This is a genomic window from Methylothermaceae bacteria B42, from assembly GCA_001566965.1.
GTDB lineage: Bacteria > Pseudomonadota > Gammaproteobacteria > Methylococcales > Methylothermaceae > Methylohalobius.
On record LSNW01000031.1, the window covers coordinates 123377 to 145868 of the forward strand.

Here is a 22492-nt window from a genome sequence, read left to right on the forward strand (position 1 = left end):
TGCCATATTGATTTGGCCCAAGCTGCTGAATTATATCGTGGCATTCTACCTGATCTTATTTGGTCTGATAGGTTTGCTAGGCAATTTGATGATGATGGGTCCGGGCCCGAATTGGTGATTTTTTAAATTCCCCTTTCCGTTTATGCCACCAGGTCAACAGCCAGACTCAGACGATCAACAGATCTCTATATCCAATGCCACTGGAATGGGCGTCATAATTACCAGTTTATTGTTTCTTTTTGGCTGCCTCTTTCTGTCTTGGTTGATCATTCGCCCGTTTCTCGAAGCCTTGTTGTGGGCGCTGATTCTCGCCTACATTACCTGGCCGCTTCATGTCAGGCTTTGTCATCTTTTGCGCCACCGCAGTGAAATGGTGGCAACGCTTCTCACAGCTATCCTTGCTCTGATTGCCATTTTCGTTCTTGGCTGGATCGGATGGCAGTTACAGGTAGAGATCACCTCCTTTGTTAGGCAAAGCTACTCTGCAAATAATCTTGAATTGGAGGAAATCTTCTCTCGGATCCCTAAAGGTGAATGGCTAAAAGACAGATGGCGACAATGGCTACATCAGCCTCCACAATTCCAGCACTATTTTTGGAATGTTTTCAAACAATACAGTCATCAATTAGTTAAAGTACTCCACGACCTGGAACGGAATCTGCTGGTTTTTCTGTTTACTTTCCTGTCTTTATTTTTCATTTATCGTGATGGAGAAGGTTTACTACGCCAAACCTACCTGACTCTATATGGTTTGATGGGGGAAAAAAGCATACCTTATCTACATCAAATCGGATTAACGCTCAAAGCAGTCATTTATGGCTTGGTTCTGACGGCATTGGGACAAGGCCTGATGGCAGCAATCGGTTTTTGGATGGTGGGCTTGGGCGCGCCCTTGTTATTGGGATTAGTAACAGCCATGGTAGCGTTGATTCCTTTTGCCGCCCCCTTGATTTGGGGCGCTGCCAGTTTGTGGGTGATTTTCATGGGCAAATTCTGGGGGGGGGTGGGTCTGTTTACGTGGGGAGTGTTAGTCATGTTAGCCGTGGATAACTTCATTCGCCCTTTGGTCATCAGCCAGGCCACCCAAATTCATTTTCTGATTGTCCTATTTGGCGTCTTAGGAGGAATCAAATGGTTCGGCCTATTGGGATTATTCATCGGCCCAGTCATCTTGTCGGTGACGGTGGCGATATGGCAGGAATGGGTGCAAGGCATTTCTGCCGAGAAGCTCCCTATTCCACCTGAACCAGAAAAATCCAACCAATCAAACGATAATCAATAACTTATATTCTCCATCCATCACCGCCAGTAACTATGCCACTGCCGAAAAACGATGATGTTCCAAAGCAATTGCCAATGATCGCTGGAGGCTGCGAGGTGCTGGTTCCAGTTGTTGCGGACGGTAGCTGCCTCAAAAATCCCCTCCGCTTTGAGAGACCGCTCATCGAGTAATTCTTCCACCCATTCCCGCAGGGGGCCCCGTAGCCAGACCGGAAGAGGGCTGGAAAAGCCTTTTTTTCGGACGATCTACCAGGTCGGTCGGCAAGTAGCGGTAAAGGAGGCGACGCAGCAAGGGCTTGCTGCCCGTTCGGTTAGAACATTTGAGCGCCGGGGGCAAACACCAGGCATATTCGATGACCTGGTGATCCAGCATTGCACTCGTACCTCCAGACTATAGGCCATGCTGGCTCGGTCCACCTTGGCAAGGGTCCCGTCCACCAGGGTGCCCAACAGCGCGAAATAACCCATCCGTTCGATGGGGTCGGCGATGATATCGCGGTGTTGAGCAGCCTGCCAGCGCACTGGTTTCTCCCTTGCCACATTGATGAGCGGGAGCTTTCCCAACATAGAGCTGTAGAGTTGCGCATAGAGTTCGTTGATACCGCCACCAGTGCGCATGACAGTGGTGATCTGCTTGACGCGATTGGCCAAGAATCCCGGCCGGTGCGCAGCCGGGATGAGTGCAAGTAACGCGGTGATGCTGGCAACCAGGCCATCCACGATATATGCCGCCAGTCGGCGCATTGCCGGCGACAAATGGGTAGTCGCCTCGCAAACTTTACAAGGCGAGCAAGATGACGCTGCTATGGTCAAGGACGCAGTAGCAATCCTGCGGGGAGATATGCACTGCTTTACCCGATGCGCTGATATCGGCGGGTGGGAGAAGCGCGGTATCCGCAACCCGACGCCAGCGCCCTGTGGGAGGCGGCGGCAACGTGAAACTGACCTCGGTATCGCCAGCATTGAAGAGCAGACACAGATCCCCTTCCCCTTCGCCGTAAATAAGACACCCCAACTGCTTCGCCCGGGGATCCCACCAGTCGGGGGGCTTTCCCTTGGGGTTGAACCAGAGGATATCCTGACTGTGGTAAAACGCCTCTTTGGACAATACCGGATGGGCTTTACGCAGCGCAATCATACCCTGGGTAAAACGGTGGATTTGCCGGTGACGGTTAAGCAAGCGCCAATCGTACCAACTGATTTCGTTATCCTGGCAATAGGCATTGTTGTTGCCTCTTTGACTGCGACGGAATTCGTCCCCCCCTAAAAGCATGGGAACCCCGCGGGAAATAAACAATGTCAGCAGGAAATTTTTGATCTGGCGCTGGCGTAGCTGTTCGATGACGGGGTCATCGGTCGGGCCCTCAACGCCGTAATTGGCGCTGAAATTCTCGTCCATGCCGTCATGGTTGGCCTCGCCGTTGGCCTCATTGTGCTTGTAGGCGTAACTGACCAAATCGTTGAGGGTGAAACCGTCATGGCAGGTGATGTAATTAATGCTGGCCTCCGGTCCCTTGCCGGAGTGCTGATAGAGATCGGAACTGCCGCAAATGCGGGAAGCGAATAGGCCAAGCATGCCATCGTCACCGCGCCAGAATCTGCGCACCTCATCCCGGTACCGGCCATTCCATTCAGCCCAGCGCCGTTCGGAAAATTGCCCCACCTGATAGGCCCCGGCGGCATCCCAAGCTTCGGCAATCAGCTTGACCTGACGCAGGATAGGATCTTCGGCGATCCGTTCCAGCAGAGGCGGGTCTGGTAACAGGTTGCCCCATCGGTCCCGGGCCAGCACCGACGCCAAATCAAAACGGAAACCATCGACATGCAATTCCAGCACCCAGTAACGCAAGCTATCGAGAATCATGTCCCGCACTACCGGATGATTGGCATAGATACTATTCCCAGTACCGGAAAAATCGAGGTACCGGCGTTTGTTGTCTTCCAGTAGGTAATAGACTGGATTATCGATACCCCGCCAGGACAAAGTCGGCCCCAACTCGTTGCCTTCGGCCGTATGATTGAACACCACATCCAGGATCACCTCGATGCCGGCCCGATGGCAAGCCTTGACCATCTCCTTGAATTCCAACAACTGATGACCCTGTCCTCCAGCACTGGCATAGGACGCCTTGGGAGCGGAAAACGCCACGGGGTTATAGCCCCAATAATTTTTCAATCTTTCACCAGTGAGGGGATTGCAACGCTTAAGTTCGTTCTGATTAAATTCTTGCACCGGCATCAGTTCAACCGCTGTAATCCCCAATGCCTGCAAAAAGGGCAGTTTTTCAATCAACCCCCGGTAGGTGCCAGGATGCTGAACTCCTGAGCTGGGATGAATGGTCAATCCCCGCACATGGGTTTCGTAGATTAGGGTCTTAGACCAAGGGTGGCGCGGAGGACTATCCTGGCCCCAGTCAAAATATTCCGGGATACAAACACATTTCGGCATGAGAGCGGCATTGTCCTGCTCCGAGAAGGAAAGATCCAGCACTGGCGAGTCAGGGTTATAACCCAAGGCATCATCAAACTCCCAGTCGTCTTTGCGGGTGATCGCTTTTGCATAAGGGTCGAGCAGCAATTTATGGCGGTTGAAACGCAAGCCCGACATCGGCTGGTAAGGGCCATCTACCCGATAGCCATAGCATTGGCCCAAAGAGATGCCGCCAATCCAAACGTGCCAGATATCGCCAGTGCGGTGATGCAGCGGATTGAGATCCACGGCCAGGGAAGGGATGCCATCATCTGGCTGATCATACAATTCCAGCCGCACAGCGGTGGCATGGCGGGCAAAGAGGGCGAAATTTACACCGTTGCCGTGTATCTGGGCACCCAATGGCAAGGGCGTGCCGGCACGGACCCGGCCGGATTCACTGACGGCGGAGAGGTATTCATGGAGTTTTTTCATCTGCCATCCCGCACCATTTCAATCGAGGGATAACCAACGTTTTTCTATTTATCTTAATGGAAAGCGATATTTTTACCTATCTGTTTGTTATATTAGAAACTTCAAATAAACTGACTAGATGGGGGAATCTGATGAAGAAAAGCCAAATGTCCTTAGGAATAATTTTTGCGTCTGCACTGGCAGTTGCCGTACCAGGCTTAACCCTGGCCAAGACAGCCAAACCGGCAGCCCACCACGCGGGCGATGTGGTCTTGTTACCGGACCGCATGCAGCGGGACAAACTGCTGAAAGAAAAGGCCAAGCAGGTGATTCAAGAAGCGGTGGATGCGGTAATGGCCACCCGCCAAGCGCTAACGGCCTTGGAACACGGCAACGTAAAGGAAGCGGAAGCCGCCTTGGAAATTGCCACGGGTAAACTGCATTTACTCGTGGCACGTTATCCAGAGCTTGGATTGTTGCCGGTGGATGTGGATGTGGTCGTCAGAACTCTGGATGCCGACGCCGAGGCCATCAAAAAGGCGGAAAAACAGGTAGAGGACCTTGTAGACGATAAGCGATATCAGGATGCCCGAGTCATCCTAGATCAGCTTCGCGACGATATAACCGTCACCGTCGTCAGCTTACCCTTGGCAACCTACCCCCATGATATTGAGGCAATTGCGCCATTACTCGAGGCGGGAAAACTGGATGAGGCCAAAGCAGCTTTGGCTGAAACTATTGACTCCCTAGTAGTGACAGAAGAAGTGACTCCTTTGGCGGTTTTAAGAGCGGAAGACCTGTTGGATAAAGCATTCGCGCTGGAACATACGGCAGATTTGAATGACCCCAAGGTTCGAGACAGTATTTTGAAACTGACTCAACAAGCCAGGGAAAATTTGGCAGTAGCCCAATTTCTAGGCTATGGAAAGAAGAAAGACTACAAACAGCTTTACAATGCCATCTCCGCATTGGAAAAAACCGTCAAATCCAAGCGGCATGGGGGTGGACTGTGGAATAAAATCAAGCAAAAACTGCACGCTTTAAAGCAAAAACTCGGCCAACCCCGAGAAAAAAAATAATCTCATCAGTCAGATGAAATGAGCAGGGCAAAGATCCCTGCTCATCATTCCACGTCACAAAACGTTCAACACCCCTAAACGCACTCATTTTCTGAGCGCCATGAATGTGCTCTGGCGTCCTAACCAAAAAATGAATATGATGGATTTCATGGAAAGGATGGAAGTCATACGCGGCGATATCACCAAACTCAATGTGGATGCCATCGTCAATGCCGCCAATAGCTCCTTGCTGGGCGGGGGTGGCGTGGATGGCGCCATTCACCGGGCGGCAGGGCCGCAGCTGCTGGAAGAATGTAGAAAGCTGGGCGGTTGCGAAACCGGCAAAGCCAAGGCAACCAAGGGGTACCGGCTCCCCGCCCGTTATGTATTCCATGCCGTGGGCCCCATTTGGCATGGCGGTACCCACGGAGAAGCCGAGCTGCTAGCTTCCTGTTATCGGGAATGCATGAAGCTGGCCAAGGAATATGGCGTCAAAACCATCGCTTTCCCCGCCATCTCTTGCGGCGTCTATCATTTCCCCGCGGAGCAAGCGGCGGAAATCGCCATCCGCACCCTGAAAGAGTGTTTGCAGGACAACCCTCAAATCGAAAAAATCTATTTGGTTTGTTTTGACGACAAGGTGTATCAAGCTTATCAAGACGCGCTTTCCAAATTTCAACAAGAAAACATTGCCAAGCAATGATTGACAGTGAACACCGCCGCCAGGCCGAGGCGTTGCTCCGTTACCTCAATGCCTCGCCCAGCCCCTGGCATGCCGCGACCACCGCTGCCGAGTGGCTGGAGGAAGAAGGATTTCAGTGTCTGGAGGAACGGGACGCCTGGGAGTTGGAGGAAAGCGGCCGCTATTACGTCATTCGTGACGATTCATCCCTGATCGCGTTCATTACCGGCGCGGCCCCCCTGCCCCTGGCCGGTTTCCGTATTGTCGGCGCCCATACCGATTCTCCGGGCCTGCGTCTCAAACCCAACCCCCTCCAACAAGCCGATCCCATGTTGCGGCTGGGCGTGGAAGTCTATGGCAGCCCCATTCTTCCCACTTGGACCGACCGGGACTTGAGCCTGGCCGGCAGAGTGGCGCTGCGCACCGACACTCCGGAAAAGCCTGCGGTTTGCCTGATAGACTTCGATACTCCGTTGTTGCGCCTGCCCAATCTTGCCATTCACATGAACCGCAAGGTCAACGAGGAAGGGCTCAAACTCAATCCTCAAACCGAACTGCCTTTGTTGCTGGCGGTTTCCCAGGAAAAGCCGCCAAATCAGGACCTTTTTATACAATTATTGGCTAGCCATCTGGATTGTGATCCAGACGCCATTCTCAGTTGGGAACTGAATGCCTACGATACCCAAGCAGGCACTTTTTGGGGGCCGGATCAGGAATTCATCGCTTCCCCTCGGCTTGACAATCTTGCCTCTTGCCACGCGGCGCTGAGCGCACTCTTCAGTGAGGATGAAAGCGCCGCCACCCGCGTCTGCGCCTTGTTCGATCACGAGGAAATCGGCTCGGAAAGTTTCAAGGGGGCCAGCGGTAGTTTCCTGGCCGACATCTTGCAGCGCATCAGCAACGCTTTTGGATTGGACGATGCCTCGACAAAACAGGCCCTGGCGGCCAGCTTTTTAATCAGCGCCGATATGGCCCATGCCTATCAGCCTAATTTCGACTGGGGTTACGATGCCGATCACAAGCTGATCGTGAACCGTGGCCCCGCCATCAAGACCAATGCCAATGTCCGTTACACCAGCGAAGCCTTTTCCCAAGCATTGTTTATGGGCTGGTGCGAAGAAGCGGGCGTCAGTTGGCAACACTATTGCCACCGCAGTAATCTGCCATGCGGCAGTACCATTGGGCCCATTGTTTCGTCGCGGCTGGGTCTGCGCAGTATCGATATCGGCAACCCCTTGTGGGCTATGCACAGTATCCGAGAAAGCGCGGGCGTGAAGGACCACGGGGATTTGATTCGGGTGCTGGAGCGGTTTTTTGCCAGCCCTATGATTCCGGTCAATGCTTGAAAAAAACCCTGTGGAGCGGACGCTAGCTCCACAGGGCATAATCACCTCCTTTCCACCTGATCTTAAATGTAATGGGGGGAGGGAAAATGGTAGGTGTTTAGAGGTTAGCCAGGTTGACCAGCCTTGGTAGCTTCTGGAACTTCAATCAACCGGCCACTTTTGACATCAAAAATATAACCATAAATCGGAATCTCCTGGGGTACCAAAGGGTGGGACTTGATCCGAATCACATCATCCAAAACGCTTTGTGCCTGATCTTTGATGGTCAGCCAATTAATATACTTGCCATCGGGTGAACCGGGACCTTCACCGACATCATGCCAACCACTTTCATCGATAACAGCGGTTTTAAGACTATGGGATAACAAATCCGCCATAATGTCATTAGTAAAGGTTTCCATGCCGCAATCGGTGTGATGGATAACAAACCATTCCCGCGTTCCCAACAGTTTGTAGGAAATCACCAGGGAACGGATCGCGTCATCGCTGGCTCTTCCGCCCGCATTACGGATAACATGAGCATCGCCTTCCGCCAAGCCAGCATATTTCGCAGGATCCAAACGCGCATCCATACAGGTCAAAATGGCAAAGTGCCGCCCTGGGGGCATGGGCAAATTCGCTTTGTCACCAAATTCGGCGGCATATTGCTGATTTGCTTGCAGGACTTCATCGACGATTGTACTCATTTGCTTAGCCTCATTGTTGTTATGGAAATTAGTATCCAATAGTAATTACAAAAAACCGAAAGATAAATTAGGCAAAATTTTAAGCTCTTTGAACTTCAGGTTTATAATGCGTCCATGGATAAATTCAAGAGCATGCGTATATTTTGCCGGGTGGTCGAGTTGGGGAGCCTTACAGCCGCTGCCCGCGAATGGGATTTGTCCCCAACCATGGTAGGAAAGCACGTCACCCAGTTGGAAAAGGAACTGGGACTTTCCCTGTTAACCCGCACCACTCGCCGTCTTAGCCTGACCGAAGCCGGACGGGGCTATTACCAGCGGAGTAAACAATTGCTGGAAGATCTTGAGGAACTGGAAAACTCCGTCAGCGCCTTGGGAGAAGGTACTCGAGGAACCCTGATTGTTGCCGCACCCATCGATTTTGGCCTGATGTATCTGGTGCCCGCCGTCACAGCCTATCGCCAAAGCCATCCCAAGGTAGCGCTTTCCCTGACTCTGGAAAATCGATTCATCGATTTGAGCAGCGGCGATTTTGACTTGGTCATCAGAATCACCGACACTCCCCATCACGGGATGATCGCCAAACAAATCACCTCCACCGAACTATGCACTTTCGCCTCCCCTGGCTATTTAGCCGCCCATGGCGAGCCTCGCACCATTACCGATCTTCACCAACATCAGTGTCTGGGATTCATCAATACACCCCATGGCAATCATTGGCTATTCCACGACAATGGCCGGTCTATAGAATTCAAATGCCATTGGCAATTCGCCTCCAACAACGGGACTGCCTTATGCGAGGCGGCGGCCATGGATATGGGCATTATTCAAGTGCCCAGTACCACGGCCAAACCTTACCTTGCTGACGGCAGGCTTAAGGAAATCCTGCTCGATTTCTGCGTTAAGGATTTACCCATCTATGCTTTTTACCTGCAACGCCGCTTTATCCCGGCAAAGATCACGACCTTTGTCCGGTTTTTACAGACATACTTCTCTGAGCAATAGCTCATTGTGGCTTGATAATGATTTTCTTGAGTTTTTTCTTCTCGGCAGGCGGCGCCATTTCAAAAATCAATAAAATTGCCTCGCCATCACCAGCGTTCTCAGCAACCATAGGCTCGCCGGTTTCCCAAAACACTTCCCCAGGGCCGTAAACTTCCGTCGAATTTTTGTCGACAATCTTCATCTTTCCTTGAAGCACATAACGCGGTCCCGGCCCTTTATGAATGTGTTCAGGGGTTTTAAATCCCGCCGGGAAATACACCCGTATCACTTTTGCTACCACTTGATTGCCGGGTAAGGTCACGGCTTTCGCCATCAGCACCTCTCTTTCTGGCATTTTGGCTTTATTTTTTTCGGCGCCAACTATAGTTGCCCAACATAATCCCGCCATGAGTACCGTTATTAAAGGAAATTTCATCGCCTTGCCTCCTCTGTGATTTCTAAATCATCGTTGAAAGCATACCCATATACAGCTGGAATACAATTGAAACAATTTCATATGACTCCACTTCCATCTGTAGAACTGTTAAGCAACATTGATGATATTACTGGTTTACGCTCATGTGCGTTCCGTTGTTTTTGTTAGTAGTTTGGGTATTGGTGTTGTGAGCTAGGCGTCTTTGCCCGTTGTCATGTTATGAGTTGTAGGGCCATGATGGCCAGTCTTTGCTTGCCGATACCTGGCAACCAAAATTAGTTCCTATTTCTTTATTGCTCGGCGTTTTCTTTTCAGCGTCGAACTGGGAAGCTCATGAAACATAGCCTTATATTGCGAGGCAAAACGGCTTGCATGTTGGAAGCCGAAATCCTGGGCCAGGTGAGAAATGGAGAGCTGCAAATTCTGACTTTCGCAAAGCTGTTGGCGAACGGCATGAAGCTTGCGGGTAGTGATATATTGGCCGGGTGAAATACCCACTATTTCCTTGAAACATAGTTGCAGGGCCCTGGGCGTAATTCCGATCTCATCTGCAAGTTGCTGGATGGAAAAAGACTCTGTCAATTGTTCTTCAATCACCTCGGTTGTTCTTGAAAAGATTCTGAATCGTTTGTTCACTGCCATCTTAGGCAATGGTCTTCCGGGATTCAGCCCTATCTCAATATCCAGAAAAATTGTTTGCAGCTCATCGACTACCCAGTTTTTCAGTGCTAAGGCAGTCGGCCCATGGTTCAAAGGCTGTTGTAGATCGGTTGCTGATAGGAATAACCTCTGAAGACGATTGCGGAAAAGCACGATCCGGGAAGATTCATGCCGAAAAAAAGCCTTTTCTGGTTCAAATGTCCGCTGCCACAAAGCATCGGGCAGCAAGCGTTCCCGCAGAACCATATCGGTTTTAATTAGGATCCCCAGTGCCTGGTAGCCCGGTGGAAGCAGCACCAAGTATTCCTGTCCCGGGTGAATGACGACGAGAGAATCAGGCTGAATCTCCACACCACACCATATGCAATTTTCAACAGCGGGTGAAGTGATAAAAAATTCCAGATAGCCCGGAGGTATGGAAAACCTATCCAGTAATTTCTGCCCACTTGTAAACTGGAAAACCATAAAATCATCAAATTCGAGCATCGCCTCCTTGTGCAGAAAGCATCCCGGTTGCAACTGCACAACCCGGCTGTCCTGATACTTAGAGATGTATTCCATGTACTGATCGATTTCATGGAATTCATAGGTCTTAAGAGAAATTGTCATCTGTTTTCCGGTTTTGATCCGATCATCTTTTTCTCAACCATCACTCACTCGGCGGTAAAAAACTTTCGCATTTCGGATATTTTTAACAAAATATTTAATTAAAATGTTGCCTGTAAGTTATTGTAAGACATAATCAAAAGAGGAAATCCGCTTGAGGGTTACCGGACAAAATATTAAATACTTTCAGACAATATATTGAATATTTAAGGAAGGAAAAATTATGAAGACCAAAACGATTTTTCTAGCCAGTGCCCTGACAGCAGGCCTACTGGCTCAACAACCTGCGCAGGCAGCGTTGACTTTTCAATTCAATTATATAGATCCCGGTAATGGAATTGGTTTTTTCGACCCTTCCCTTGGAGCAGCTCGGAAAAACGCGCTAAAGCAGGGGGCTGCCATGCTGGGAGCCTACTTTTCCAACTACAATGCCACCCTGACCTTCGACGTAATCTCAGAAAAAACGAATACCGGCGCACTTGCTTCGGCTGGAAGTGATACCATCAATTTCAATTCAGGCTTTCAAAATACAGTTGTGCAGCATAAGATCTTAAATGGCACAGATGCCAATGGTGCTGCTGTAGATGGAAAGATCAACTGGGATTTTGGGCAACCGTGGGATCTCGATGATAATGTCTCAACGTCTGCTTTTGACTTTAAATCAACCGCCATGCATGAGTTGCTTCACGCCTTTGGATTCAGTAGCGCGATCGGCAAGAATGGGGGCGGATTTCTTCAAGGAGTAACTGTAGGACAAGATGCCGATCAGTACTTTGTATATGATAAATTCGTCACCGATCATGATGGAAACCGTATGGTTGATGACTCAGGCGTCTTCCAGACTTCCGAACTTCCAGATTTGACAGGCGGTACAGGAACCAATGGCGCCTTCTTCAGCGGGCCAAACGCAAAGGCTGCAAATGGAGGAAACCCGGTAAATCTTTACTCCCCAACTACGTGGGCTGAAGGTAGCAGTATCGCCCATCTGGACGATGACTTTTTCACCTCTCAAAATCTCTTGATGGAGCAAGCAACAGATACGGGTCCTAGTGCCCGAACTCTCTCCGCCATTGAAATCGGCATTCTCAAGGACATCGGTTATACTCAGGTCAGTACAACTCCGGTTCCGATTCCGGCAGCCGGCTGGCTGTTCGGGACTGGCATGATGGCGTTGTTTGGGCTGAGGCGTAGAAAAACAGGCGTATCGCAAGCCTGATCAAACCTCTGTCGGATATGTAAAAAGGGGTTCAATTCGAACCCCTTTTTTCGTGTCTGCCGCGTTATATAGATAGACTGTCATTCAACAACATAAGGTAGCTTGTCATGTCACGTTCAACGATTTTGAGTTTAATTATTACTGGAGTCCTGCTAATGATGAATACCGCATCAGGCAATGAACTCTCTAAAACGGAATACCCACCCAGGCAGTTTCCACTCAAAGAGGTTCGTATCACCGTGCTACATCAGACCGGGCACGGTATCCCTGGAAGTTATCGCATCACGATTACGGGTGATGGCAAGGCCGTTCAGGCCGTCGACAAAAACAAAAGAAAGGAAATCACCCTTTCAAAAAAGCAGCTGGTGGAACTGATCAATGAGTTTTACCGAATCCATTTCTTTGAATTACCGGATAGCTACGGCGTACAAAGGCATGTGGTCTTGATGGATGATGGTACGCTCAGGCTTTTTACTGGCCGCCTCGCTGATGTGGCCAGCCAGCAAGTGTGTATCGAGATTTCAGACTATAAAAAGTGTATCACCGTGATCAATCGCCATCCCCTCGAGCTCAGGCTGCTTGTGGATAAGATGGAAGCGTTGTTCAAATAAGAAGAGTCAGAACAATAACATGATTAAAGTTCAGAATCTGACCCATCATGTAACCGGAAACGTTTCCGATATTCGAGCTGGTTGGATAATGATTACCCTGTTTTTTTTAAAGAAGCCCCTGAGGAGGATTATTGCTTTTGCTTTCTGCATTCATTGCGAAGAGACCATGCCGGACATTCATTTAGACTGGCTGGCATACAACTCACTTTCTTTATACAAATCATGCACATGGCGCAGCAATACCATAATGACAGAGGCCACCGGCAAGGCCAGTAAAATGCCCAAAAAGCCGAAGAGTTGTCCGCCAGCCATGACCGAAAAAATCACCGTCACCGGGTGCAGGCCAATTTTGTCGCCGACCAGCAATGGCGTCAGCACCATCCCCTCCAACATCTGGCCGACAACAAAAACCACCAGCACCCAGCCTACGTGAATCAGGTCATGAAATTGCACCAGGGCCGCCAATACACCCAGCACCACACCCACGAAAGTGCCCAGATAAGGCACAAAACTAATCAAGCCGGCAATCATGCCAATGACTAAAGCGGTATTGAGCCCGACCATCCAAAGCCCCAAACTGTAAATTGCGCCCAACGCCAGCATCACGGTGAGCTGGCCCCGCATAAAGGCGCTGAGCACTTCGTCCGATTCCTTAGCCAATCGGGCGGCCACGGGCATCCAGCGGCGCGGCAGCAGATCGGCGATCCGCGCCACCATGTTGTCCCAATCCCGGAGCAAATAAAACGCCACGACCGGGATCAATAGGAAATTCATCAGCCAAGCCAAAATGGCCGCCCCGGAACGGGTGATGGAACCGGCCAAGGCCGCCGCGATACCGCCGGCTTTTTGCCAATCCTGCTTGATCAAATCGATAAAACGATCAGCATCGATGGTGCCTATTTCCAGGTCCAAGCGTCGCTCCAACCACGGGATGGCGGTACTGCGAATCCAATCCAGATAGCGGGGAAGATCACCTAGAAAGCGGGAAATCTGCGCCTCCAAAGCAGGGATCAGAATCAATAGAACGGCAATGAAGGTCAACAACATAATCAAAAAAACAATCACCACCGCCATAGTACGGCTCAACTTTAACTTTTCCAGACGGTCAGCGAGCGGATCGCCCAGATAGGCCAGCAAGGCGCCAATGACAAAAGGCGTCAGAATCGGTGCCAAAAGATAGATCAACCCTCCCATGACCAGGGGAATCAACAACCACGGCCAGTGGCGGCATTCATTCATAGCAAGACTTACCTCTAAACTTTATACGGCAAAAGTGTTCCACCCTCCCATCCGAGGATGTCGCAAAAGCCCATCCTTGAACTTATGCAACTCGAAATCGGAAAAGCGCGATTTTCCAATTCCTCCATTTTCGATGGCTTATGTCCATCGAAACTGGCGATGCATCCATGCATCGCAGAGGCTGTCGCCTTTTGCGACACCCTTCCAATCCGCGGCTGGGCGGCCCGGATGACCGCCGTCAAACCCCAGGACAGGTTCACGGCTTCCCGTGGCCGGAAGGCTGGAACAGCCTAGCTTTAATGCTCGATAGGCATGGATAAGATGACTGCCTACCCCCCAATCAGGGCAGTCTGCAACATATTGCTCAACGCTTGGCCACCTTGGCTTTTCACATAATTCACCACCACTGGAACGAATTGGTTCACCATGTCAGGAGACATATTCAGGCTTTTGAAGGTTTGCCCCAATTGCAGCAAGGTGGCTGCTGAAGAATTACCGCCCCCCAAGGCGGAAATCCCCCGGCTCAATGCCGATCCACTGGAAGCCGCGGGTGCTTGGTTCAGTAACTGGGTCACCTCCGGCACCTTGGCTGTCAGGGTTTGGAAAGCGCTCGGCGCCATGCGTGCCTTGGCGGCCTGAAAAATCGCGCCGGAACCTCCCGCGGCCTGAGCGGGGGTCACGCCCAGTTGATTGGTTAACATGCTCACCAATCCTCCCGAATTGGAAGCCAATGACGATGCCTGTTGCACGCTTTGGGCTGCCGTCCCGACCGAAGAGGCCGCAGCATTTACCGAACTCAACGCCTTGGATGAGGACCGAGCCCCGCTAAGGGCCGAATCGCCACCCCCGCTTGAAGCGCATCCACCCACAAGAAGCGGTAGCAAAAATACATTCAAACCAATCGTAAAGCGCGCTGGTGATTTTAGTTTTTTCATCAAGTTCCTCCATTTTGTAATGACAATCCGGTGTTTCACCCCGTGATGTCAAGCTACTGAAAAATTTCTCCTGCCGGTCGAAATAACGGTCTTGAAAACGACTTTTGCCGGATTCAACCACATTTTCAAATTACCGCGTTACCTCTGCGTCCATAAGAGAGACATTTCACTTGCAAGCCCTAGCACTGTAATATTCCTATATCACAACTGCAACCCATTGAAGGAGGAAAAACCATGGCAAAGCGTATTTTGCTGCTGGCCGGCGACTTTGTGGAAGATTACGAAGTGATGGTACCCTTTCAAGTGCTGATGATGGCAGGTCACCAGGTAGACGCGGTCTGCCCCGGCAAAAAAGCCGGCGATACGGTAAAAACCGCCGTCCATGACTTTGAAGGGGATCAAACCTATACTGAAAAACCCGGCCACCATTTTGCCCTCAACGCCGATTTCGATAGCGTCGATCCCGACCAATACGACGGCTTGGTCATCCCCGGCGGCCGCGCCCCTGAATATCTGCGCCTGAATGACCGGGTGCTGGAAATCACCCGCCATTTCGCGGCTAACGGCAAACCTATCGCCGCCATTTGCCACGGGGCGCAGATTTTGTCGGCGGCGAAAGTGATTGAGAGCATCGAAATCAGTTGCTACCCGGCCGTCGCGCCCGAAGTGGCACTGGCCGGGGCCAAATATATTCCCAATAATGAAACCTTCAGCAACGCCCACGTGGACAAAAACTTCGTCACCGCCCCTGCCTGGCCCGCCCATCCCGAATGGATGAAAAAATTCCTCGAGCTGTTGGGGACACAGATAACCCCATGACCCGCGAGGAGCTTTTACGCAAAGAACACACCCGGCGGATGGTGTCTCCGGTAGAAATTCTTTTGGAGTGCGGCTGCCAGGTGACGGTGTAAAGTTCAAAGTGACGCCAATGCCTCCTGCAAGGTCCGGACTGGCACGATATCCATCCCTTCGATGCCTTTCTTCGGCGCATTGGCCTTGGGGACAATGGCGCGTTTAAAACCATGTTTGGCGGCCTCGTGCAGACGCTCTTCGCCGTGGGGCACGGGACGGACTTCACCCGTCAAGCCAATCTCACCGAAAATCACCCAGTCTTTGGGAATAGCCCGGTCCTTGAGGCTGGAAAGCACCGCCGCGATCACCGCCAAGTCTCCGGCGGTCTCCGCCAAACGCACCCCACCCACCACGTTGATGAATACGTCTTGACCGGCCAAGGGCACGCCGCCGTGACGGTGAAGCACCGCCAGCAACATGGCCAGGCGGTTGTTTTCCATGCCCACGGTGATACGGCGGGGATTGCCCAGGGGGCTGTCATCCACCAACGCCTGCACTTCGATCAGCAGCGGCCGGCTGCCCTCGCGGAGGACGCAGACGGCGCTGCCGGCGCAGTCATCAATCTGGCGGGAGAGAAAAATCGCCGAAGGATTCTTGACCTCCTTCAGCCCCCCCTCGGTCATGGCGAACACCCCTAGTTCGCCAGTGGCGCCGAAACGGTTTTTGACTGCGCGGATCACCCGGAAACGACTGCCCGCCTCGCCTTCAAAATAGAGCACCGTATCCACCATATGCTCCAACACCCGGGGACCGGCCAAAGCCCCTTCCTTGGTGACGTGCCCCACCAGGAACAGGGCCATCCGCCGGGATTTGGCCAGGCGCACCAGGCGGGCGGCGCACTCGCGCACCTGGGATACCGAGCCGGGGGCGGAATTGAGTAATTCCGTATAAACCGTCTGGATGGAATCGATCACCAGCACTTCCGGCTTTTTCTGCTCCGCCACAGAAACGATGCGTTCCAAAGCGGTTTCCGCCAACACCGGCACCTGGCGGCAATCGACACTCATGCGCCGGGCACGGAGGCCGATTTGCTGCACCGACTCCTCGCCGGTAACATACAAAGTATCGACCCGGCCACTGAGCATCGCGGTCGCTTGCAACAGCAAGGTGGACTTGCCAATCCCAGGATCACCGCCAATCAACACCGCCGAACCTCTCACCAGGCCGCTGCCCAAGACCCGGTCCAGTTCCGCCAGACCCGTGGAAATACGCGCCACTTGCTCGGCTTTTATCTCTCCCAGGGGAACCACTTGGGATTGGCCCGCCGCGCCAGCGTAACCGGCAAAACGCGGATTGCCAGAACTGGAAACCTCCGGGATGGTTTCCACCAGCGTGCTCCACGCCCCGCAACCAGGGCAACGCCCCGCCCACTTGGGCTGGGTGTGGCCACACTCGGTACAGCTATAGACAACCTTGGCGCGCGCCATGAATCTCTCCGCCTCCCATTTCCACTTTCGCCACCCGCGCGGTAATGCCGCAAATCAAGGTATAGGGGAGCGTTCCCGCATAACGGGCAATCTCTTCCACCGGCAGTCCCGCTCCCCACAGAACCACTTCCGCGCCCGCCTGAAGTTCAGGATGATCTGTCAAATCCACGCTGATCATATCCATGGAAACCCGCCCAACCAAGGGCACCCGCTTGCCTTCCACCAACACGGGGGTTCCCGAGGGCACCTCCCGGGGGTAGCCATCCCCGTAGCCTGCCGCCACCACCCCCAAGCGGGTGGGACGCTGGCTGGTCCAGGTTCCGCCATAGCCGACCGATTCACCCTCGGCCAGGTTTTTGGCGGTGATGACCCGGCTTTTGAGAGTCATCACCGGCTGTAACCCCAATGCCGGGCCGGTGATCCCAGGAAAAGGAGAAATACCATAGAGCATCAAACCTGGGCGCACCCAGTCAAAATGACTTTTGGGACAGGAAAGCACCGCCGCGGAATTGGCACAACTGCGCGGCAATCCGAAGCCTTGGGTTACCCGCTCGAAAGCTGATAGCTGGTCGGCGGTTACAGAGCTTTCCTCATCGGCACAGGCAAAATGGCTCATCAGCACCGGCTTCAGGGGTATTAGTCTCTCTACCGCGGCCACAAATTCGTTCTCTTCCATGCCCAGCCGGTGCATGCCACTGTCAAATTTGATCCAGGGACGCAGGGCTGGTTGCCTTGCCGCCATTTCGATTTGGGAAAATTCATGGACCACCGGCTCCAACCGGTAGTGGCAAAGGGCATTCCAGGCTTCCTTATCCTGAAATCCTTGCAGCACCACAATGGGATGGCCGATGCCGGCCCGGCGCAAGGCGATGCCCTCTTCAATCCGAGCCACCGCAAAGCCATCAGCCTCTCTCAAGGCCCCCGCCACCCGCGTCAATCCATGTCCGTAACCGTCCGCCTTGACCACCGCGAGCACCTTGGAAGCTGGGGCCAGGCGGCGTACTTGCCTTAAATTGGCCAGCAACGCCTTTAAATTCAGCTCAACGTGAATAGATTCAGTAAAATTCAAGCCGTATCACCGGAAGCATTTAATTCAGGCATACAATGATGTATAATATAGGCATGAAACTCATAGCCTTTGGGAACATAATATGCGTACTACCTTAAATATTGACGACCAATTATTGCAAGAAGCCCAGCGCTTGACTGGCGCCAAGGAAAAAACCGCCTTGATCCGGGAAGCGCTCAAGGCATTGATCGAACGGGAAAGCGCCCGGCGCCTGGCGCGCCTGGGCGGCACGGAACCCCAATTAAAGCTTCCTCCCCGCCGGCGCCCGGACGAAAATGATTCTGATTGACACGTCTGTCTGGATTGATCATTTCCGTTATTCACTGCCCCCGTTAGAGGCACTTTTAAACCGCGCTCAAGTCCTGATTCATCCCTGGGTAATCGGCGAATTGGCCTGCGGCCATTTAAAAAACCGCAAAATCATTTTACGCCTTCTTGAAGCGTTACCCCAAGCCACGCTGCCTTCTCACGAGGAGGCGATGTTTTTTCTGGAACAAAATAACCTGATGGGCCGCGGCATTGGCTATATCGACCTTCATTTGCTTGCCGCCACCACCCTCACCAATCACGCCCGTCTCTGGACCCTCGACCGTCGGCTGGCCTTGGTTGCGGGCGATTTAAGACTTGGCTTTTCTCCATCTAACTACTCCTAAAAAAGGATATTCCTTGCGCTAAATTCGGGTGCGCCAAGCGCACTACAGACTCTAGGATAAAATACACATTCCACCTTGGGTAAATTTGTCAGTTTTTTTTACATTATACTTCTTATTTCGACCTAAAGACTCTATCGATACAATCAACTTATTGAATAATTAGCAGAAAAAAATGATGGTATGCAAGTTGCTTCATTTTTATTTTGGCAATTGTCGTATGATGGCAATTTCACTCGATTCATAATAACAAGGAGAATAATCATGAACGCCCTAACCCTTCCAGCCAAGAATACATGCTTCCATATAGCGAGCATGGTAATGGCAACCATACTAGTAACGTGCTCCGCCCAGGCAGCCACAGTAAGTTACTTTCTGGACAACGTGGTTACGACACATGGCAAAACCATGACCGGCACTTTCGAATGGACCTATCAGCCCGGCGATTTTGAAAATGGTAGCGGCCAGTTCAGCCAGCTGGGTATTCCAGGCTATGGCTCTGACCTCGACCCACTAAGCATCACGATCGCCCCAGATTCAATCGAATTTAGTCTCAAGCAAAGCTTTCATAACAAAAATCTCGATATTAATCTCCGCTTGAAAGGTAGCTTTACCTCCGCTCATGGGGCCAACATTGATTTAGGTCAGGATGCAAATGGCAATTACCACAGCAAATTCAGCGTATCTGGATTTGGCGCCAGTGGTTACAGCGGTGGATTCAAAAGCGGCGCCATCACCCCCCTTCAGGCAGTGCCACTGCCTGCTGCCGCATGGCTATTGGGTTCTGCAATCATGGGCCTTATCACTCTCTTTGATGGACGTAAAAAAGCCTGAAGATTGGCTAAATAGTTCTTTGAATGCGAAGGCTGGGATGAACACCCGGTCTTCGCAAAGCGTCCAACAAGGCTCCCTCAATAATCCTCCTCGTCATACATTCCTTCGGTGAAATTCTCGAACCGGGTGTATTGCCCCAGGAAAGTAAGCCGCAAGGTACCGATGGGACCGTTACGCTGCTTGGCGATGATGATTTCCGCCGTGCCTTTGTCGGGGCTGTCCTCGTTGTAGACTTCGTCGCGGTAGATAAATATGATGACGTCGGCATCCTGTTCGATGGAGCCAGATTCGCGCAAGTCCGACATGACCGGCCGCTTGTTGGGGCGCTGTTCCAGGTTACGGTTGAGCTGGGACAGGGCGATGACCGGCACATTCAGTTCCTTGGCCAGCGCCTTAAGGCCGCGGGAGATTTCCGAGATTTCCGCGGTGCGGTTTTCCCCGCCGCCCGGGGCTTGCATCAATTGCAGATAGTCGATGACAATCAACCCCAACTGGCCGTGTTCGCGGGTCAAGCGCCGGGCCCGGGCCCGCAGTTCCGTGGGACTGAGGGCAGGGGTGTCGTCGATGAACAGTTTGGTGCCCGCGAGAATATTGATGGCCGAGGTCATGCGCGGCCATTCTTCGTCTTCCAGACGGCCGATCCGCAGCCGGTGTTGGTCTATTCTCCCCAGGGAAGACATCATCCGCATGGCCAGGTGGTCGCCGGGCATTTCCATGCTGAATACCGCCACCGGCAACTGCTCCTTGATGGCCACGTTTTCGGCGATATTCATGGCAAAGGTGGTCTTCCCCATGGAAGGCCGGCCCGCGACGATAATCAAATCCGCGGGCTGAAGCCCGGCGGTCATTTGATCGAGATCGACAAAACCGCTGCTGACTCCGGTAACGGTGCCGCCTTTTTCATAAAGCTCCTCAATCCGGTCCACCGCCAGGGTCAGCAAGGATTTGATCGCCTTGAAGCCACCATCGCCGCGCTGGCGCTGATCGGCGATATGGAAGACTTTCTGCTCGGCGGTTTCCAACAGCTCATTGACGTCCTTGCCCTCGGGGCGGAAAGCGGAATCGGCAATTTCCGTCCCCACGTGAGCCAGTTGCCGCAAGATGGCGCGCTCGCGGACAATATCCGCATAAGCGGTGATATTGGCGGCGCTGGGGGTTTCGCCGGCAAGCGCTGCAAGATAAGTCATGCCACCCACTGCCTGGAGTAGTTCGCGGTTTTGCAAAGCCTCTGAAACCGTGACCACATCGCAGGGAGAATCGTTTTCCATCAATTCCCGGATTACCTGAAAGATCAACCGGTGTTCCTTGCGGTAAAAATCTTCCTCGCTGACCCGGTCGGCAATCTTTTCCCAAGCCCCGGCATCCAACATCAGCCCCCCCAGCACCGATTGTTCCGCCTGGATGGAATGGGGCGGCGTTTTGGGTGGCAGTGGGATTTGTTCGGCTGTCTGACTCATAAATCCGCCATGGTTTCGATGATTTTGGTGGTAGAACAACCTTCCAGCAAGGGCAGCAGTTTGACCTCGCCGCCGTTGGCCAAAACGCAATCATGCCCGGCAATGGCCTGGATATTGGGGTAGTCGCCGCCCTTGACCAACACATCGGGCAAAAGATCACAGATCAAGGTTTTTGGCGTGTCTTCGGAAAACGCCGTTACCCAATCCACGCACGCCAGTTCCGCCAGCACTTGGGCGCGATGAGATAGTGGATTGATTGGCCTCCCTGCTCCCTTGAGCCGCCGCACCGATGCGTCATCGTTCAGCAGCACCACCAATCTGTCGCCGAGTTGGCGGGCGGCTCGCAAATACTGAATATGACCGGCGTGGAGGATATCGAAACAGCCATTGGTCACGACAATTTTCTCGCCCCGGGCCTTGGCGGCGGCGACCAGCCGGAATAAGTGCGACCGGCTGATGAGCGCATCGGTATCGCTGACGGAAACCACTTCCTCAGGCATCACCGATGCCGCGCCCAGTTTTCCAACCGCCACCCCGGCAGCGGTGTTGGCCAAGCGAGCGGCCTGTGCCAGTGGGATTTCGGCAGCCAAATTGGCCGCCAGCCAGGCAGCCACGGTATCGCCCGCGCCTGTCACATCAAACACTTCTTTACTGTCGGCGGGTATATGAAGGGGTGGACGGCCCGCTTCCATCAAAGTCAAGCCGGATTCACCGCGGGTAATCAACAAAGCTTGCAGATCCAGTTGTTTCCTGACAGTGGCTGCCTTGGCCACCATCTCTTCCTCACTTCGCCAGTGCCCTGCAATTTGGGCAAATTCCCGCGAATTTGGCGTGAGCACCGTAGCGCCCCGGTAGCGGGAAAAGTCATTCCCTTTGGGATCCACCACCACAGGTTTGTCCTGGCGCCTGGCCATGGACAGCAAGGCCTCGCATCCTTTCAAAGCCCCTTTGGCGTAATCGGACAGGACAATACCATCCGCCTCTTCGAGGGCGGCATTGAAGAGACCGACAAGTTGGTTTTCCGCTCCTTGGGCCGCTGGTTGTTCAAAGTCCAAGCGGATCAATTGCTGGTGTTGGCTGAGCACTCTCAATTTCACAATGGTGGGGGAGGAAGTCTGGAGCAAACGGCAATCAATCCCTGATTGGCATAAAGCGGTTTCCAGTTCTTCGCCAGCCTCGTCTTGCCCGCGGCAGCCGATGAGAATCACCCGGCACCCTAGGGCCGCAAGATTGAGGGCCACATTGCCAGCCCCGCCTGGACGGGCTTCCGTCTGGTGAACGTGAACCACAGGCACCGGGGCTTCCGGGGAGATGCGCGAAGCCGATCCGGACCAATAGCGGTCCAGCATCAAATCCCCGGCAACCAGCAGGGTTAAACGTGAAAAATCAGGCAGTTCCACGAAAGGCGCGTGTCAAATTCGGGAAAACAGTTTACCATAATCCACCATTGCAAAAATAAGCTGGATTTTTTTTACCGCGGAGACGCAGAGGGCGCAGAGATTTTTTCTTGAAGTAGTTAAAGCACTTACATTAAATGTCATAGTAACGGAAATCACAGGGTATTCCCCAAAACTCACTTAAT

General features: G+C 52.6%; 24 protein-coding genes. 13 read left to right on the forward strand and 11 right to left on the reverse strand.

What is annotated here, in order from left to right:
- The first annotated feature begins 205 nt into the window (after nt 1-205).
- Nucleotides 206-1282, forward strand: coding sequence for a hypothetical protein (locus tag AXA67_10630; GenBank protein KXJ40305.1), 1077 nt, complete (start codon nt 206-208; stop codon nt 1280-1282).
- A gap of 245 nt (nt 1283-1527) precedes the next feature.
- Here the strand turns inward: AXA67_10630 and AXA67_10635 are convergent, their stop codons facing one another.
- Nucleotides 1528-2025 carry a hypothetical protein gene (locus AXA67_10635; GenBank protein KXJ40306.1) on the reverse strand — a complete coding sequence of 166 codons (498 nt, stop codon included), beginning with the start codon at nt 2023-2025 and terminating at the stop codon, nt 1528-1530.
- 34 nt (nt 2026-2059) lie between these two features.
- Nucleotides 2060-4186: a glycogen debranching enzyme gene (locus AXA67_10640; GenBank protein KXJ40307.1), complete on the reverse strand. Its 2127-nt coding sequence runs from the start codon at nt 4184-4186 to the stop codon at nt 2060-2062.
- A 56-nt stretch (nt 4187-4242) separates the two neighbouring features.
- Here AXA67_10640 and AXA67_10645 point away from each other — a divergent pair, with 56 nt between their 5' ends.
- The 3 genes from AXA67_10645 to AXA67_10655 all read left to right on the forward strand — a co-directional run bounded on the left by AXA67_10645 (nt 4243) and on the right by AXA67_10655 (nt 7251).
- Nucleotides 4243-5244 (forward strand): hypothetical protein, encoded by a 1002-nt coding sequence (locus tag AXA67_10645; protein ID KXJ40308.1) that lies wholly within the window; start codon nt 4243-4245, stop codon nt 5242-5244.
- A 148-nt stretch (nt 5245-5392) separates the two neighbouring features.
- A complete protein-coding gene (locus tag AXA67_10650; GenBank protein KXJ40403.1) occupies nt 5393-5926 on the forward strand; it encodes an RNase III inhibitor in 534 nt (177 codons plus the stop codon).
- Nucleotides 5923-7251, forward strand: a complete 1329-nt coding sequence (locus AXA67_10655; GenBank protein ID KXJ40309.1) for an aminopeptidase — start codon at nt 5923-5925, stop codon at nt 7249-7251. The genes AXA67_10650 and AXA67_10655 overlap by 4 nt, the downstream gene beginning before the upstream one ends.
- Before the next feature lie 104 nt (nt 7252-7355).
- On the opposite strand, the gene AXA67_10660 is transcribed toward AXA67_10655, so the two are convergent.
- The gene (locus tag AXA67_10660; GenBank protein ID KXJ40310.1) at nt 7356-7937 is read right to left on the reverse strand and encodes a carbonic anhydrase; all 582 of its coding nucleotides are present in this window, start codon (nt 7935-7937) and stop codon (nt 7356-7358) included.
- A 114-nt stretch (nt 7938-8051) separates the two neighbouring features.
- On the opposite strand from AXA67_10660, the gene AXA67_10665 reads away from it, so the two are divergent.
- Nucleotides 8052-8939 carry a LysR family transcriptional regulator gene (locus tag AXA67_10665; GenBank protein ID KXJ40311.1) on the forward strand — a complete coding sequence of 296 codons (888 nt, stop codon included), beginning with the start codon at nt 8052-8054 and terminating at the stop codon, nt 8937-8939.
- 1 nt (nt 8940) lies between these two features.
- Here AXA67_10665 and AXA67_10670 read toward each other — a convergent pair whose 3' ends face one another.
- Nucleotides 8941-9354, reverse strand: coding sequence for a hypothetical protein (locus AXA67_10670; GenBank protein KXJ40312.1), 414 nt, complete (start codon nt 9352-9354; stop codon nt 8941-8943).
- Between the two features lie 282 nt (nt 9355-9636).
- The gene (locus tag AXA67_10675) at nt 9637-10623 is read right to left on the reverse strand and encodes a hypothetical protein (GenBank protein ID KXJ40313.1); all 987 of its coding nucleotides are present in this window, start codon (nt 10621-10623) and stop codon (nt 9637-9639) included.
- Nucleotides 10624-10843: 220 nt separating this feature from the next.
- On the opposite strand from AXA67_10675, the gene AXA67_10680 reads away from it, so the two are divergent.
- Nucleotides 10844-11836, forward strand: a complete 993-nt coding sequence (locus tag AXA67_10680) for a hypothetical protein (protein ID KXJ40314.1) — start codon at nt 10844-10846, stop codon at nt 11834-11836.
- 155 nt (nt 11837-11991) lie between these two features.
- Nucleotides 11992-12447: a hypothetical protein gene (locus tag AXA67_10685; GenBank protein KXJ40315.1), complete on the forward strand. Its 456-nt coding sequence runs from the start codon at nt 11992-11994 to the stop codon at nt 12445-12447.
- Between the two features lie 177 nt (nt 12448-12624).
- On the opposite strand, the gene AXA67_10690 is transcribed toward AXA67_10685, so the two are convergent.
- Nucleotides 12625-13686 (reverse strand): hypothetical protein, encoded by a 1062-nt coding sequence (locus AXA67_10690; protein KXJ40316.1) that lies wholly within the window; start codon nt 13684-13686, stop codon nt 12625-12627.
- A 57-nt stretch (nt 13687-13743) separates the two neighbouring features.
- Here AXA67_10690 and AXA67_10695 point away from each other — a divergent pair, with 57 nt between their 5' ends.
- Entirely contained in the window at nt 13744-13980 is a 237-nt protein-coding gene (locus AXA67_10695; protein ID KXJ40317.1) for a hypothetical protein, read from the forward strand.
- A 35-nt stretch (nt 13981-14015) separates the two neighbouring features.
- Here AXA67_10695 and AXA67_10700 read toward each other — a convergent pair whose 3' ends face one another.
- The gene (locus AXA67_10700; GenBank protein ID KXJ40318.1) at nt 14016-14387 is read right to left on the reverse strand and encodes a hypothetical protein; all 372 of its coding nucleotides are present in this window, start codon (nt 14385-14387) and stop codon (nt 14016-14018) included.
- On the opposite strand from AXA67_10700, the gene AXA67_10705 reads away from it, so the two are divergent.
- Together AXA67_10705 and AXA67_10710 are read left to right on the forward strand one after the other, a co-directional pair.
- Entirely contained in the window at nt 14386-14667 is a 282-nt protein-coding gene (locus AXA67_10705; GenBank protein ID KXJ40319.1) for a hypothetical protein, read from the forward strand. The two genes, AXA67_10700 and AXA67_10705, sit on opposite strands and share 2 nt — an antisense overlap.
- A gap of 188 nt (nt 14668-14855) precedes the next feature.
- Nucleotides 14856-15440, forward strand: a complete 585-nt coding sequence (locus tag AXA67_10710) for a glutamine amidotransferase (protein ID KXJ40320.1) — start codon at nt 14856-14858, stop codon at nt 15438-15440.
- A gap of 95 nt (nt 15441-15535) precedes the next feature.
- On the opposite strand, the gene AXA67_10715 is transcribed toward AXA67_10710, so the two are convergent.
- Together AXA67_10715 and AXA67_10720 are read right to left on the reverse strand one after the other, a co-directional pair.
- Complete coding sequence (locus tag AXA67_10715) at nt 15536-16900, reverse strand: DNA repair protein RadA (protein KXJ40321.1); 1365 nt, start codon at nt 16898-16900, stop codon at nt 15536-15538.
- On the reverse strand, nt 16875-17969 hold the full coding sequence (locus tag AXA67_10720) for a hypothetical protein (GenBank protein ID KXJ40322.1): 1095 nt from the start codon (nt 17967-17969) through the stop codon (nt 16875-16877). Before AXA67_10720 ends, AXA67_10715 begins: the two co-directional genes overlap by 26 nt.
- 82 nt (nt 17970-18051) lie before the next feature.
- Between AXA67_10720 and AXA67_10725 the strand changes: the two genes are divergently transcribed.
- The 3 genes from AXA67_10725 (at nt 18052) to AXA67_10735 (ending at nt 19453) form a co-directional block, all read left to right on the forward strand.
- Nucleotides 18052-18258 (forward strand): antitoxin, encoded by a 207-nt coding sequence (locus AXA67_10725; protein ID KXJ40323.1) that lies wholly within the window; start codon nt 18052-18054, stop codon nt 18256-18258.
- A complete protein-coding gene (locus AXA67_10730) occupies nt 18245-18622 on the forward strand; it encodes a ribonuclease (protein KXJ40324.1) in 378 nt (125 codons plus the stop codon). Before AXA67_10725 ends, AXA67_10730 begins: the two co-directional genes overlap by 14 nt.
- A gap of 405 nt (nt 18623-19027) precedes the next feature.
- On the forward strand, nt 19028-19453 hold the full coding sequence (locus AXA67_10735) for a hypothetical protein (GenBank protein ID KXJ40325.1): 426 nt from the start codon (nt 19028-19030) through the stop codon (nt 19451-19453).
- A gap of 77 nt (nt 19454-19530) precedes the next feature.
- Here AXA67_10735 and AXA67_10740 read toward each other — a convergent pair whose 3' ends face one another.
- The gene (locus tag AXA67_10740; GenBank protein ID KXJ40326.1) at nt 19531-20910 is read right to left on the reverse strand and encodes a replicative DNA helicase; all 1380 of its coding nucleotides are present in this window, start codon (nt 20908-20910) and stop codon (nt 19531-19533) included.
- The gene (locus tag AXA67_10745; protein KXJ40327.1) at nt 20907-22310 is read right to left on the reverse strand and encodes a bifunctional heptose 7-phosphate kinase/heptose 1-phosphate adenyltransferase; all 1404 of its coding nucleotides are present in this window, start codon (nt 22308-22310) and stop codon (nt 20907-20909) included. The genes AXA67_10740 and AXA67_10745 overlap by 4 nt, the downstream gene beginning before the upstream one ends.
- Nucleotides 22311-22492 lie beyond the last annotated feature (182 nt).